This is a genomic window from Chryseobacterium pennipullorum (genome assembly GCF_003384725.1).
Classification (GTDB): Bacteria; Bacteroidota; Bacteroidia; order Flavobacteriales; family Weeksellaceae; genus Chryseobacterium; species Chryseobacterium pennipullorum.
Map to the genome: position 1 here is coordinate 47,905 of NZ_QNVV01000017.1, position 15,427 is coordinate 63,331.

Sequence of the window (15,427 nt, forward strand, 5' to 3'; positions counted from 1 at the left end):
GTGATCTTGCCTGATGAAGGCTATGGATAAGATTTTCTCGCAGATTATGCGGATTGCGCAGATATAGGAAATTAAAAGATCTGCTTGATTTTGCTCAATCAGCGAGAGATTGTTTATTAAACACAAAGCTTTATGATTACAACTTACTTAGGAAGCCAGGGGAGAGCAAGTGATCTTGCCTGATGAAGGCTATGGATAAGATTTTCTCGCAGATTATACGGATTGCGCAGATATAGGAAATTAAAAGATCTGCTTGATCTGCTCAATCAGCGAGAGATTAAATACAAAGCTTTATGATTATATGCTTAGTCAGTGAGATTATTTATTTTATAAAAACACCGATATATTTTCCACTATAATCTACCACATAAGTCTTAATATTTATTTGGTCACAGAAATCCTGATAAGCAGAATTGTCACCAATATCATCACTAATAAAGACTGCACCGGGTTTCAATCTTTTATAAATTTCATGATAAGCCCACATTCTTCCGTGGTAACTTTTGTCGGAATCATAATGGAAAACATCAAAAGAAGGAATTTCTTTAAAAATCTTAGGCAAAGATTCTCTGTCTGCAAAACGGAATAACTTCCAATATTTTTTAAGGTCTTCAGGAACTACATATCCTACGTACTGATCACCGTCCTGGGCAAGATAAGGCATGTCTGAGCTATAGAGGGTCCCATTTCTTTTTTGAAGTGAAAGCAATATTGCCAAAGAAGACCATCCATAAGCTACTCCTGTTTCAATAACGTTTTGTGCTTTGGTAAATTCACATGCATAATAAATAAGCTCCAGTGCTCCAGGCCCACCCATTGTGATTGGGCATTCTTTTTCTTTTGCATGGGCTGTTTCCAGGATGTCAGCATAGGTCTCCCGGAAATGGTCCGTATCTATAGAAAAAAGTCTGGAAACCGCTTCTTTTTGAGACACCGCAATTGATGCGGCCCAGGAATTTGTTTTTGCTTTACCTTTAAAAGGACTTTTTCTGCTTACCGTATTTTTAATAATTTTTCTGCCCAGTTCAGGATAGAGAGCGGGTCTTTTGAGATAAGCTACAAATGTTTTCAGAACTGTTGATATTTCCATTGATTGTATTAACGTTACAAGGCAAATCTATTTCTTTGAAGTCCACATTACATTAAGGGAATATTAATTTTGAAAATACTGTGTGAAATCTTTAATATTAGGATTTAATAGTTAATTAATAACCTATATTTTTTGATTTTATTGTAAAATTTCAAGTGATGGAACATTTATTTTTTAGATGTATTGGCCAAAATAGAATAATATCTTCCTCACAAGCTTCCTGAAGTAGGAATTTCCTGCATATTTGCCCATTTATTCTAAGTTATTATCAATAAAATGAAAGCGATAAAACACCCTGAAAAACCGTACTATTATTATTTCAGTAACTATGCTATCTGACTCAAAATAGAGGAGATTTATGGGCTAAAATACGTCTCGGTATATGTATCCGTTGAACCCATAATTATAGAAAAAATATTCTCCAAATCTACATGAAAAATACATTAAACTTGTGTCCATCGGGATCTGCGAACACAAAACCATAATAATTTTCTCCAAAACTTTCAGGTTCTGAAACAATCGTACCGCCGGCATTTTTTACCTCTTCAGACCATTCGTTTACCTGTTCTTTATTTTCTGCAGAAAGGGTAAAGATTATTTCGTTAGAACTTTGAGAATCTCCGAATGGTATGCTTTTCATATTCCTTTCAATGATATTTTTAAGAAAGAAATGTATGACAAAATCTTTTTCGCCTACAAAAAAACTTACCAGTTCGTTGGAGCTGTGCGGATTGTTGGGCTTAAATCCCAGCTCTGTATAAAATTTCTGTGTACGTTCAAGGTCGGCTACCGCTAAGTTGGCCCAAATCATTTTTGGTTTCATATTATTTTATTTTTTGGTTAAGATAAAGGTAGCCGGTTTTGTCATCATAAAAACTGTCATGTGGCAAGATTTTGCAGACAACAGATCATCGAGAAGTTTTCATAAAAAATTGGTGCGTTATTTTTTTGACGATGAATTGCTGTACGGACAATATTTTTTCACAAATTGTTTTTCCAACTGTTTAAGAAAGATACAGATGTTTACGAAGAACTACACGGACTCATCGAGGAAAATAAAGTATAGAAGGTTCTGAATAGATTTATGATTAAAGAAGAGTTCTTAGAAACCGTTAAAGAATATTTGCATGCAAAAGGTAAAGAATATGGGATTCTCAACGATTAGAACCCTTCTTGAAATGCTACAATACAAATCCTATAATTTATATTATGTTAAATAGTGTATTATTTTGATAAAAGGCTGATTTTAAAAACACATCAAATTCAATCAACATATAGCGTCCGTCCTTATTTGTCGCTGGGTAATTCTTCTGTTCGTCCTATTAAAATTTATTTTAAATAAATCCCTTAACTGTTCGTTGTATCAAAACAAAAAAATCCCGCACTAAACGGGATTCTAATTTCTGATATTTAGATTTACTTTATCTCTACAGGAACTGAGATTTTATCCCAATCCATTGTGAATCCATTACTGTTTATTTTGTACACTAAATTTTCCTGTGTGGCTGGTAAAGCTTTTGTTTTAACGTCAACACGTAGAGCATCTTTAGATTCTTCATATTTATAAGCACCCCATTGTTTTGGTTCTTTGTTAAAAATCGCAGTCCAGGTTCCGCTTGCTTTAGGGATTAAGAAAAAGCTGTATTTACCTGCGGGCAATGGTTTCCCCTGAACAGTAATATTTTTATCCGTTTCAAAAGTAGTTGCTTCATTGGCACCTGCCCGCCAAACTTTATCATAAGCTTCTAAACCACCCCAGATGGTACGTCCTTTAACAGATGGGCTGCTATAGGCAATTGTAATGGTTGCATCTTTAATTTTTCCTGTAGCAGTAGCCGGAGGACTCGCAGGTTTTTTAGCCTCTTGTGCAAAGGCATTCACTGAAATCATCATTGCAGCCATAACTACAGTAACAGATTTAATCATTGTTTTCATAATATTTTTGTTTATTTGATTGTTTTTTGTTTATTCGTTTACGAATTTACTGCTTTTGGCTTATAAAACAATAAGCCGATCGCAGAAAATAGAATGACCGCAGCAGCCCCGATCACGTTAAGCCATAGAAAAGAAATGATATCGAGCTGATAAACGGCAATAACCGTAATTTCTGATAAAATAGCAGCAATAAATACATTCTTGCCATCGATCTTTTTATAGTAAAATGCAACAAGAAAAATCCCCAATATTGGACCGTAGAAAAGAGAACCCAATACATTAACCGCTTCAATTAGGGAACCCATTTGAGTGGCAAACATGGCTACACCGATTGAGAAAATACCCCAGGCTAAAGTATGCAGCCGGCTGTACTTCAATTCGGTTTTCTCATCAGGAGTTTCTTTACTGAATATCAAGTGAACATCTTTTAATGAGCAGGCGGCAAGGGAATTCAGCGCTGCAGAAATTGAACCCCAGCTGGCCAGAAAAATGACGGCAAATAGTAATCCGATCATCCCCACAGGCAACGTATTTTTCACGAAATACAGGAAAATGTAATTGGTATCTGTTTTCTCGGCATTATAGTTTGACTGATTGATTGCCTCCTCTACCCTTCCATGAAGTGCTTTAACTTCGGTTTGTGTATTTTTAAAATCCTGAATTGTTTTATCAAGTTTGGGAGAATGAGTATTTTTTAATTTTAAAATTTCTTTTGATTCTGCGTTAAATTTGAGCTGTAAATCCTGATGCTCTTTTTCAAAAACCGCGGCCTGTGCAGGTTGCGCTTCCTTTAAAGATTGATAAGATCGTTCGTTAAAGTAAATCGGAGCCGGTTTTAGGGAAAAGAAAGCGAAAAGCAAAGCACCGATCAGGAGAATAGCAAACTGCATCGGAATTTTAACCAATCCGTTCAGCAGCAACCCCATTTTTGCATTGGTATTGTCTTTCGCTGTAATATACCTCCCGACCTGACTCTGGTCTGTACCGAAATAAGAAAGGGCCAGAAAAAAACCGCCAATCAGCCCGCTCCAGATATTGTATTTATCTTTCCAGTCGAATTCTGTGGTGATGACATTAAGTTTTCCGGATTTACCTGCCAGATAAAGAGCATCGTTAAAACCAATTCCATTTGGCATATTCTGAATAAGCAGATACCCTGCAAAAGCCATTGTTCCCAGAATAATGAGAAACTGTAGTTTTTGGGTGTGAGCGATTGCTTTTGCACCGCCAACATAAGTATAAATCAACAGAATGCCCCCTGTCAAAACATTAGTTAGATAAATATTCCAGTTTAAAACGCTTGATAAGATGATACTCGGAGCGTAAATGCTGATTCCTGTCGATAAGCCCCTGGAAAAAAGAAAAAGCAGTGAAGTGAGCACCCTTGTTTTTTTATCAAAACGGTTTTCTAAATATTCATAGGCGGTATACACATTTAAGCGCTGAAAAATCGGGATGAAAGTGATACAGATCACAATCATCGCCAAAGGCAAACCAAAGTAATACTGAACGAAACGCATTCCGTCTGTATAAGCCTGACCCGGTGCTGAAAGAAATGTAATGGCACTTGCCTGCGTAGCCATAATCCCGATAAGTACGATATACCAGGGCATTTTGTTATCTGCTTTCAGGTAGGATGCGTTGCTTTTTTGACCACGACCGATGAATACGCCGTAAACAACCACTGCAACAAGGGTAACAATTAAAACGGTCCAATCTATAGTACTCATGCCCAGAATTTAGTAAACCAATAATAAAATACGATCTGACCTACTAATGCAATGGCTAATAGCAGGTACCAGATATTCCAGTTTTTAAGTTTCTTACTCATCAGTTTTTTGTGCAGATAAAAAGTTTAAAAATAAACGTGCCGCCCCAACATTTCCTGCAGGCAGCTGTCTGAAAAATGCCAATGGGGTATACATAAAATTACCCTTCCCGTATTGGGCATATAAAGTTGATCCCTGCAGCGGTTCTTCACCTGTATCGTGCATTTCAAAAAGCGGTTCATACGCGGCATCCCATTGAGCAGGGAAATAAGCGCCACGCTCCTGTACCCAGCCTTTAAAATCATCTACAGTAATTTTATTCGGAAAGTTCAGTACTTTATGATTTGGATTTAAAAACTTAACTGCAGCATTTTCTTCGGTGACCCGCTTGTTGGCAATGCTGAAATTATACATTCCCAATTGGTCAACGGTTGTATCCTGGTTGGTATTATACTGCATCACCAAATTCCCGCCAGACTTTACATAAGACCATAAAAAAGGCATCCAGCGGCCTAGCTTTTTCTCTGTGTTATTGGCACGAACACCCAATACAATGGCGTCATATTGCGATAACTTGTTTTGGCTACCCGATTCATTTACATTGCCGTAAAAATCTTCGTCCTTCAATACCTCTACCTGAATACCTGCAATGCGCAGGAACTCGGGAATGAAATCACCCGCACCTTCTATATACCCAACTTTTTTAACCCTCGCCTGGATATCTCCTTTCATTACGGTTACCGTTGCAGGTGCAAAATATTGCAAGGTGGGCAAATGCGGATACTGAATTAATACTTGTTTTTTATTGTAAGTAACGCCATCTGCAACAACATTCGCTTCCAATGGCAAACGGGATGATTTTATGGTGGCAAGTTTAGTTTTTGGAATCACGTAATTAACCGTAAAATCTTTCCCATTGATCGAATTGATATCAGTCCCGCCTAACCTTTCTCCATTATACATCAGGTTTAACCTCCCGTTGCGGTATGGTTTGTTAGCATTCACCTTAACATGTAAGCTCAGATGTACATCTTCATTTTCTTTAACCATATAGAGAGGCTGTGCAAATTTCAGTTCCAATGCAGGAACAATGCGCAAGGCTTCTACGACATCACCACGCACCGGGTCTAATTTCTTGAAAGATAAAGGAAGCTGAACCTCAAAATTTTCTGAGCCGATTTTTAAGCCAAGTAAAACATTCAGGGGGGATTCTGCTTCCGGTAAACCGATTAAAGTATCATTGGGAACAGAGAAAATTGCCAGGTTCGTGGCTGGTTTTGCCAGCCAGTAAGGTTCTGTGAGTCCTGCATCAGCAGGAATATGAATTTTATGCTCTATGGTAATTAAAGAATCTTTTGATAACTTTTTGTTTAAACTTTCTGACTGATCCAGCCATTTTACATGTTCTAAAACAACAGGGTTTTCAGCTCTTGAAATCAAATTTAGCCTGAAATTGTAATGATCCCCGGCAACAGCTTCAGCCTGGTTGGTAACCACCTCGCCCATAAATCCGGCACAGCTTAAGATGATATGATCAAGAGATTTAAGTTTATCCCTTTTTAGGTTTCCGTCTTTTAGTGCGATGATCTTTCTTCGCAAAGCAAGTAAAGCAGGTAAGCTATGGTCCGGATTATTGAAATTGAAAGCAGAAATAATTGTATCCAGGGATTGATCAATATCAGCGTTTCCTTGTGAAGTCCAGGTTTTAACCACTCCATCAAAAAGTGTTGTTTTTGCAGGTTCACCGATCACATGGGAAAAATATTCAGTTCTGATCCCGGCTACAGACTGTGTTCCTGCGCCCTGGCTTTTATGTAAACTTCTGCTTAACCCTGCCAGCTCACCATAGCCCATTCCCAGTTGCGCATCATATTGCCCAACGGTAACTTTGAGTTGATTTTCAGCTGTCGTATTGACCGAACCAAAGCGGAAAGTATTCCACAATACGCGTTTTGGCTGCCATACATTAACATATTTTAGTTGATCTGGAAAAGCTGTTTTATCACCTGCCAGCTTAAAAGCTTTTTCTGCAACCACAGCTGAAGCGGCATGTTGTCCATGGCCTGCAGCAGCAGTTGGAGGAAAACGACAAATGATCACATCAGGACGGAATTTGCGGATGACCCAAACCGCATCAGCGATAATGCTTTCTTCATCCCATTGTTTAAAAGTATCGGTCGTATTTTTAGAGAACCCGAAATCAATTGCCCGGGTAAAAAACTGTTGGGCGCCGTCTAACTTTCTTGCCTCTAAAAGCTCATGCGTTCTGATTAAACCCAATGCAGCACCTTGCTCTGTGCCTAATAAATTCTGACCGCCATCGCCTCTGGTTAAAGACAAATAGCCTGTTTCTACATTCTGGTCGTTGATGAGCCACGAAAGCAATCCCGTATTTTCATCATCGGGATGAGCGGCAAGGTATAAAACTTTAGGCAGCTGCTTAAGTGTTTTGAGTTCGCGATAAATTTCAGATGACTTGGAAGGCCGAACCTGCTGGGCCGAACAAAAACCTGTATAAAAGCTAAGGGTAAATACAGTAATTACTTTTTTAAACATTAGAATTTGCTTTGCAGGGCAAATATAAGTAAATCATCTTTCTTTCAACTGAAAAAGAATTAAACTGTTAATTTCACAAAAAAGCTGTTTAATTTTCTATTAAAATATAAAAGAGATACAAAACATAAAAGAGATAAAAGCTTTTTGAATACTTAAGTTATTTACTTTCTATATTTTGTGTATAAGAAATCTTAAAAATCTAGCATTTCTATCATTCTCGCAGATGCTGCAGATTGAGCAGATTTTTTTTTCCATAAGAATTGTGGGATCTTTTGGAAATTATCCGATCAAACCTTATAGGTTTTAAAATGTATGCAATTAAAAACCTATAAGGTTTAGCCCCTTTATAAAAAATGAATTCCCTACTTTTTTCCTCTGCCATATCTCTCTTTTAACATAGTCAGCCTGACTAAAATTCTTGTTACCAGATTTTTTTAATTAAAGAATATTGCAAGAATAAGTAAAGCAAGTAAAATTGTTACATAAATATAGCTCGTTCCCCCTTTTTTAATGATATATTCTTTTTGTTTTTCGATTTCGGAATATTTTTGTTCAGCATTTCTTAGAGTTCTTTTCGCTTTTTTGATATATAAATTATTTCCAATAATTCCTAAAAGTATTAAAAGAACAATAGTAACCGAAAAATTCACAAATTTTGTTTGCTCAATTCCAATAAGTTTTGTTAGAACTAAATTTTCAAAAATTGTTTCCAAATAATAAACAAAGAAAATAATAAAAAATTCCAGATACATTTTTCGATATAGAAACCATAAGATACCAAATATTAAAGCTGAATAACTAAACCTAAACTTTTTTCCTTGTTCATAGTATTTTAATTGCTCCAAATAATAGGAATTACTTTTTTGAAAAAAAAATTCATACAGTTGTATTTTGTCCATTAGTTTATTTAGTATTTTATCGTTTTTTTAAGACTATTTTATATTTTAGTTCTATTCCAGTTAATTGATATGTTTGTTTCTATTTCCTATTTAACTTTTTCTCCGTATTTGGAAAAATGACTATATTAACTATAGGACAAAGTAGTGGCAATAGTGGCGGATTAGGAAGCTAAAACTCACGTCTTACGCTAACCTAAAAAGCATTTTATGATTTTACTAAATTATTAAAAAAATATAAAGGCTATTGCGATAAAAAGAGAACCTTTGAATTATTCCTTAAACCGTCATTTCCTCGATATGACATTAGCAACAGTTTTATTTTTACTTACAAACGGTCAAATATCATCTTCGTACGAGATTCCTGAATAATAGCCTTCCTAACTGTCACGATCATAGTCGAACCAATAACTTTCCAAATATCTTGTAACATTATACATCTATGCTGGTGAGCCAATTTTTATCCATAAGAATTCTGAGATCTTTTAGGAATTTTCAGATCAAACCTTATAGGTTTTAAAATGTATGCAATTAAAAACCTATAAGGTTTAGCCGCTTTATAAAAAATCAACGTCATGTGCAAAATCTGCGAGAGAAAAATTCTACAAAAATCCGTGAAATTTGTTGCATCTGTGGGAAACTCATTAAATCAGGGTCAGATGATTTTAAAAGGAACCAAAAGGTGAATAAACCTGTATCCACCTTAACACATAAAATGTAAACAGGCTCTCATGTTTTTCTAGTTATATTCTGCGTAAGATTGATATAATTAAACATGCAAAATGTGGCTACTGCCCCGAAAGTATGCCATAAAAAGTGGGTTCCGACACTCCACCATTCCCACTTGTCAGCGATACGGAACGTAAGTGCAAAAATAAACGACAATACAGCAAAGCCTACCCATTTGCCAGCTTTCCATTGGGTATAGATTAAATAACTCAATACTGAGAAAACTACAAATGAAGCCATAACGGCATAGTTTAGATTGATAAAAAGAGAGGGGTTATCTATCAAAATCCAGTTTCTCAAGGCAAACATTAGCAGTATATAGATGAGAACCATTACAACAGCATAATACCATTTGGTGCTCTTCGCTATAAAATAAAATCCGGCAGACAAGCACAGCAGCATGATGGGTAACCAATCCATCATAATAAATACCGGCCATTGTCTGAATGAATGATAAATGGTTCCCCCTATGGCACCAATATATAACAAAACCAGGCAATAGGTTAAAAAGGGGTATTCTTTAAAATTACCTTTCATTTTAATGGTCCAAAAAATGGCTAAGGCTAAAAAAAATACAGCAGTCATTGCATTTAACGGCTCAGGAAAAAACTGAGACATATCTGTTTCTGTATATAACATGCCTCCGTCCGGAGGTAAATAAGTGATCGGCATTGTCCTTTTTATATTGGTTTACAGGCATGCTTCAGAATGCAAACATTGCCATTTATTTGACATGAGTAAATTATACAAAAAATACTTATTAAAATATAGAAAATGATTAATTTTTAAATCAATTCTTTAAAAAATATCAGCCCTTCAGTGCAGAGCCACCATAAACACTGGATTGTAAAAATATCAATCAGCAATTTTGTATATCTTTCGCCAATTCACCCTTCTGAGCCGGCTTTAGATTTTTTTTAGAAGATTTTACTCCCATTTCATTCACATTGAAGAGATCATAAAGGAAGCAGCGTGTCTCACGTTTTGGTCAACATCAAAATACAACTTAATACAAGATTTAAGCTATTGTCCGATCACTTTACTACACATATTCCATTATGATTTAGAATTACAAAACACATATGCGTTATAAGTTAAAATCAGTATATCATATTTCTATTTTACGTAAAAAATAATAATTTTTCTTAAATAATTTGGTTAAATTTCAATAAATCAATAGATTTGCATTAAAATTACACAATGAAAAAAAATGAACACGCTGTCCCAACCTCGGGATATGTTTCGATAGAACTATTTCCTATATTTTCGGAAAGACCTTATAGATTCCTTACATCTTGGCATGGATAATGTTGAGATGCATAACGTATGAACTGTCTCAGTGGCGGGTTCTGACTAAACACAAACTAAAAAATTTCCACTAAATAAAACATTATGAAAAAACGAATTTCGATCTTTTGTATTCTAATTTCTGCATTAAGCTATGCACAAGTTGGTATCAATACTACTAACCCTCAGGCTGTACTCCATGTTGATGGGGCCAAAGATAATGCGGCATCCGGTGCTCCTACTGCAGCACAGCAGCTGAATGATTTTGTTGTTACCTCGGCAGGAAACGTTGGAATTGGAACTGCAAATCCTCAAAAGAAACTTGAGATTGACGCCAATAACACCAGTTTGAGAATTACCAATCTTCCTCAGCAGATATCTAATGACCAGGAATTTATGACGATTAACAACCTGAATGGTGATGTGGTAGCCACAAGATATGTCTATACCACTAGTATTACTATTCAACCCGGAGCCAATGGTACTGTAACGATCCCCGCTACGGCTGCTATTCCCAATGGAATGCTGGTGATAAAGTCCAATAACACGTGTGGGGTTAATATGATTACGAATTTTATTTATTCTGATATTTCACTGGGGTATGCTACAGCGATTGCAGGTAATGTCGTGGGAACTTCCACCATTGGACCTATTCCAGGTGGCGGAAGCGGTTCTGGCGTATGGACCGTTAAATTTCCGTCAGTAGCTGCTTGTAGTACAGGAAATGGCACCCAGTTCGATTATACGGTCTCCAAACCAACAGCGAGTAGTTATCTGATCGTGAATAACGGAAACGTGGCGCGAACTTATTTCTTAACGATTTTCCGTCTGTAATTACTGATGATAAAAAATCATTGTGATAATGACTGATCAAAAAAATTACATTATGAAGAAATTATTTTTTATAGTCTTTGGATTTCTGTTTACAGTGGGCCATGCCCAAATGGGGGTTAACACGACCAATGTTCAGGGGGTATTTCATGTAGATGCAGGCAAAGACAATCCAGTGTCCGGTACGCCTACAGCAGCACAACAGCTAAATGACTTTATAACCACTACGGCCGGAAATGTGGGAATTGGAAAAACAAATCCCCAGAGAAAACTTGACATAGAAGCCAATAACCAGCCTCTCAGCATCCGGAATTTACTCGATCAAACACCTGCAGATCATAATATCATTGTAAGAGATGCGATAACCGGAGATGTGGTTTCAGCGAAATACAGCTATTCCACAACCAGCACCAGTATAGCTGCCGGAGCCAGCGGTACAGTAACCATACCAGCGGCCATTAATATTCCTGCCGGAATGTTTATCATCCGCGCAACTAATGCATGTGGAAGAACAATGATTTCCACCTATATCTATTCTGATATGTCATTAGGGTATCAGAGTTCGGTAGCAAGGGATAAAGTGGGAGTTGTAACCACTTCTCCCGGTGCAGCTGGATCATCAGTAAACTGGGGTGTTAAATTTGTTAACGTAACCGGTTGTGCGGATGGAGGGAATGGAACACAATTTGACTATACCCTCGCAAAGACCGGTGCCAATACCTATACGATTACCAATAATGGAAATATTGCCAAATCTTATACTATTACTGTATTCAGATTATAGGTTTTCTAAAAATAAATTAAATGCCGGAATTTTTGTTCCGGCATTTTTAATATACTTATTCACTAATAAATCAATGAGCCTTTTTATCGTTCGGATTCCGGAATATACATTTCATGGTGAGGTCCTTCCCTAGCGCCCCAATTATTATAACCTACCATAACATTCTCTTATAAGGCAGATTTTTAAAAAAATATTTAACGGCTCTAAAATACTGCTATACAAAACATTACTCTATAACAAAATCAATTTAAGGGTCTTAAACATCAATTATTTATAAAGATATTTCTTAAATTTACACAGCTGTACTGATTCCGGAGCAGCATTAAATGTTTCTACAGTGAAAATTCACAACAAAAAAAAATACCTGAGCTTCCTTAAATTTAAAAGAGATTTCCAGAAATACGGACTGGAAAAAGCACGCAGCTATGAGCTCATTCTGCACTGGCTGAATAACAGGCTGAGCAGAAATCAGTTTCTGGTGCTTTCCGGAATTCTGGTGGGCTGTACTGCCGGTCTTGCAGGCGTTATTCTGAAAACTCTTGTTCACGACATCCATTATTTTATTACCAATAAGGTACACTTTGAATATCAGATCCTCTTCTATATTGTTTTTCCTTTTTTAGGAATTGTACTCACTACCCTCATTGTTCTTACATTGTTTAAAGGTCAGGACCGTAAAGGAATTGGTGCTATTCTCTACGAAATTGCCCAGAACTCAAGTATTGTAGCCTCTGTGAAGATGTATTCTCAGGTGATACAGAGTGCCATTACTGTGGGATTGGGAGGTTCCGCAGGATTAGAAAGTCCTATAGCCGTAACGGGAGCAGCCATTGGTTCCAATTATGCCCAGACGTACCGCCTCAGCTATAAAGAACGTACTTTACTGCTTGCCGCCGGTGCCACTGCCGGAATTGCGTCTGCCTTTAACGCTCCTATTGCCGGGATTATGTTCGCTTTTGAGATTCTGCTGACCGGTGTGGTATTTACCGATTTTATTCCATTGGTGGTGGCTGCAGTATGTGGAAGTCTCCTATCCAGGGTACTGCTTCAGGAAGACATTCTGTTCAGGTTTTATACCAGAGAACCATTTAATTATAAAAATCTTCCTTATTATCTTATCCTTGGAATTGTAACAGGAGTATACGCCCGGTATTTTGTGATTATTTCTCAAAAGGTGGAACACTTTATCAAAGGACTTCGGCTTTCAAAAATGCGTAAAGCCATGTTTGGAGGAGCTGTTTTATCTCTTCTGTGTGTGCTCTTTCCTCCTTTGTTTGGTGAAGGATATGAAACGGTAAAGGCACTGACTAACGGAAATACATATTCTATTATCGAAAACAGTTTTTTCAGGTATTTTGAAATCGGAGACTGGACGGTTATTATATTTTTAGTTTTGGTATTGCTCCTAAAAGCATTTGCTACCTCTTTTACCATCTTCAGTGGTGGAAATGGAGGAAATTTTGCTCCTTCGCTTTTTGCCGGAGGAACCCTGGGCTATTTATTTGCTTTGATCTGTCAACATATCGGATTTACCAATGTTCCGGTAACTAACCTCGTTCTTGTGGGGATGGCCGGAGCCATGAGTGGCGTACTATATGCGCCGCTTACAGCCATATTTCTGATCGCTGAATCCAGTTTTGGATATGACCTGTTTATCCCGCTTATGATAGTTTCTGTAGTGTCTTACCTTATTGCCAAATGGTTCTCTCCTATTTCACCGGAACTGAAATCTCTGGCTGATGCAGGAAAGATATTCACTAATAAGCATGATAAAAACCTTCTTTTTGCGTTAAGGACCGAGGATTTCATCGATCCGTATTCACAGACCATTAGTGAAAACGCTTCTATTACAGAATTATTTGAACTGGTAAAAAACGGGACTAAAAATATTTTTGCGGTTGTGGATGACAGCCGTAAACTAAAAGGGGTTCTCACCTTAGACGATATAAGACCCTATCTTTTCAATAAAGAAATTGATTCTTCGCAAACGGTCACCCAGGTGATGAAAGCACCTCCCGCCGTCATTTATCGCAACAATAAGCCTTTGGAAATCCTTCAGGTTTTTGATGATACAGGAGTATGGAACCTTCCCGTAGTGAGCGACCACAATGATTTTATCGGATTTATTTCTAAATCTTCCATTCTGATGAGCTACAGACAGCTGCTGAAGGAATATTCTGATTAATCATAGAACACCCCTGTTCCATAAGGTTTAAAAACAAAAAAGACAATCCGTTCAATCATTGAACGGATTGTCTTTTTATGGTATGTTCTGGTATACAATAAAAGAAACTTTACCGGCTTGCTTGGTTAAGCAAATCCAGATCTTCCTGATCCAAAACAAGCTTCGGGGCATTGAACAGTGTTTCGAGCTGTGAGGTACTTGTTGCGCTGACAATCGGGGCGGTCACCAGCGGATTGGCCAACAGCCATGCCAGCGCAACTGTGCTTTGTGGAGATTGATGCTTCTCTCCCACCTGATCCAGGGCCTTTAACACCTCTATCCCTTTTGGATTCAAATATTTTCTTACCCCTTCACCTCTTGCGCTTTTCACCAGATCTGCTTCCTCACGATATTTACCTGTTAAAAATCCTGCAGCCAGTGACCAGTAAGGAAAGACACTCAGATCAAACTGTTCTGCCAAAGGCGCATAATTGTTTTCAAAACCTTCTCTCTCCATAAGGTTGTAGTGAGGCTGTAAGGCTACATATTTTGGAAGATTATGTTTTTCCGCAGCTTCAAACGAGGCTTTCAGACGTTCAGGTGAAAGGTTGGAAGCCGCAATATAACGGACTTTCCCGGCTTTGATCAATTCATCATACGCAGACAGAGTTTCTTCTACCGGGGTAGTATGATCATCAAAATGCGTATAATAAAGGTCGATATGATCGGTCTGAAGCCTTTGCAGAGACTCATCCACAGATTGTAAGATATGTCTTTTACTGATATCAAAACCATGTTCTTTTGTTTCTGAACCTACTTTGGTCGCCAATACAATATCCTTACGATTACCGCGGTTTTTCATCCATCTTCCGATAATCTCTTCAGATTGTCCGCCTTTGCCGTTAACCCACCATGAATACGTATCAGCAGTATCTATAAAATTAAACCCTGCTTCTGTAAAGCGATCCAATATATCAAATGACTGTTTCTCGTCCAGCGTCCATCCAAAAACATTTCCTCCAAAGTTAACAGGTGCAATGGCCAGATCCGTATTTTTGATCATTCTTTTTTCCATAAAAATAAATTTACTAAATGACCTCTAAGGTAAGAAATATTAGGGTCAAAAAGAATTCAAAATGACCATTCATGTTATAGGTATAATAAATGGAAATGCTGATGTTTTTCTCACTATTTTCTAAATAATATATATAATGGTTACGCTGAGTAAAACGATCAACTGCCAAAGCAGATTAATTGGGCAAAAAAATTAATGTGAATAGAACAAACATTTTGTCTTCCACAAAGGGGCACCAACCCTTACATCAAACTTTAAATAACCTCAGTACCGGCCGATAAAAACAAAGACCAGCCTTCGGTTAAAGGCTG

11 protein-coding genes are annotated in these 15,427 nt (G+C 37.2%); 3 read left to right on the forward strand and 8 right to left on the reverse strand.

Features of this window, described 5'->3' with window-relative positions; translation table 11 throughout:
• Positions 1-322: 322 nt before the first annotated feature.
• From DRF67_RS16535 to DRF67_RS16565, 7 genes are all read right to left on the reverse strand, one after another.
• The gene (locus tag DRF67_RS16535) at positions 323-1,090 is read right to left on the reverse strand and encodes an O-methyltransferase (RefSeq protein WP_115929408.1); all 768 of its coding nucleotides are present in this window, start codon (positions 1,088-1,090) and stop codon (positions 323-325) included.
• A gap of 427 nt (positions 1,091-1,517) precedes the next feature.
• The gene (locus DRF67_RS16540) at positions 1,518-1,913 is read right to left on the reverse strand and encodes a VOC family protein (protein WP_115929409.1); all 396 of its coding nucleotides are present in this window, start codon (positions 1,911-1,913) and stop codon (positions 1,518-1,520) included.
• A 593-nt stretch (positions 1,914-2,506) separates the two neighbouring features.
• A complete protein-coding gene (locus tag DRF67_RS16545; RefSeq protein WP_115929410.1) occupies positions 2,507-3,025 on the reverse strand; it encodes a DUF2911 domain-containing protein in 519 nt (172 codons plus the stop codon).
• A 38-nt stretch (positions 3,026-3,063) separates the two neighbouring features.
• Positions 3,064-4,755: a sodium:solute symporter gene (locus DRF67_RS16550; protein WP_115929411.1), complete on the reverse strand. Its 1,692-nt coding sequence runs from the start codon at positions 4,753-4,755 to the stop codon at positions 3,064-3,066.
• Positions 4,756-4,848: 93 nt separating this feature from the next.
• Positions 4,849-7,350, reverse strand: a complete 2,502-nt coding sequence (locus DRF67_RS16555) for a PIG-L family deacetylase (protein ID WP_115929412.1) — start codon at positions 7,348-7,350, stop codon at positions 4,849-4,851.
• A 434-nt stretch (positions 7,351-7,784) separates the two neighbouring features.
• Positions 7,785-8,249 carry a DUF2628 domain-containing protein gene (locus DRF67_RS16560; RefSeq protein WP_115929413.1) on the reverse strand — a complete coding sequence of 155 codons (465 nt, stop codon included), beginning with the start codon at positions 8,247-8,249 and terminating at the stop codon, positions 7,785-7,787.
• A 726-nt stretch (positions 8,250-8,975) separates the two neighbouring features.
• Complete coding sequence (locus tag DRF67_RS16565) at positions 8,976-9,647, reverse strand: hypothetical protein (protein WP_115929414.1); 672 nt, start codon at positions 9,645-9,647, stop codon at positions 8,976-8,978.
• Between the two features lie 720 nt (positions 9,648-10,367).
• On the opposite strand from DRF67_RS16565, the gene DRF67_RS16570 reads away from it, so the two are divergent.
• The 3 genes from DRF67_RS16570 (at position 10,368) to DRF67_RS16580 (ending at position 14,062) form a co-directional block, all read left to right on the forward strand.
• Positions 10,368-11,096, forward strand: a complete 729-nt coding sequence (locus tag DRF67_RS16570; protein WP_115929415.1) for a hypothetical protein — start codon at positions 10,368-10,370, stop codon at positions 11,094-11,096.
• Between the two features lie 52 nt (positions 11,097-11,148).
• A complete protein-coding gene (locus tag DRF67_RS16575) occupies positions 11,149-11,877 on the forward strand; it encodes a hypothetical protein (RefSeq protein WP_123912768.1) in 729 nt (242 codons plus the stop codon).
• 337 nt (positions 11,878-12,214) lie between these two features.
• The gene (locus DRF67_RS16580; RefSeq protein WP_115929417.1) at positions 12,215-14,062 is read left to right on the forward strand and encodes a chloride channel protein; all 1,848 of its coding nucleotides are present in this window, start codon (positions 12,215-12,217) and stop codon (positions 14,060-14,062) included.
• 109 nt (positions 14,063-14,171) lie between these two features.
• Here DRF67_RS16580 and DRF67_RS16585 read toward each other — a convergent pair whose 3' ends face one another.
• Complete coding sequence (locus DRF67_RS16585) at positions 14,172-15,116, reverse strand: aldo/keto reductase (protein ID WP_115929418.1); 945 nt, start codon at positions 15,114-15,116, stop codon at positions 14,172-14,174.
• Between the last annotated feature and the right edge of the window lie 311 nt (positions 15,117-15,427).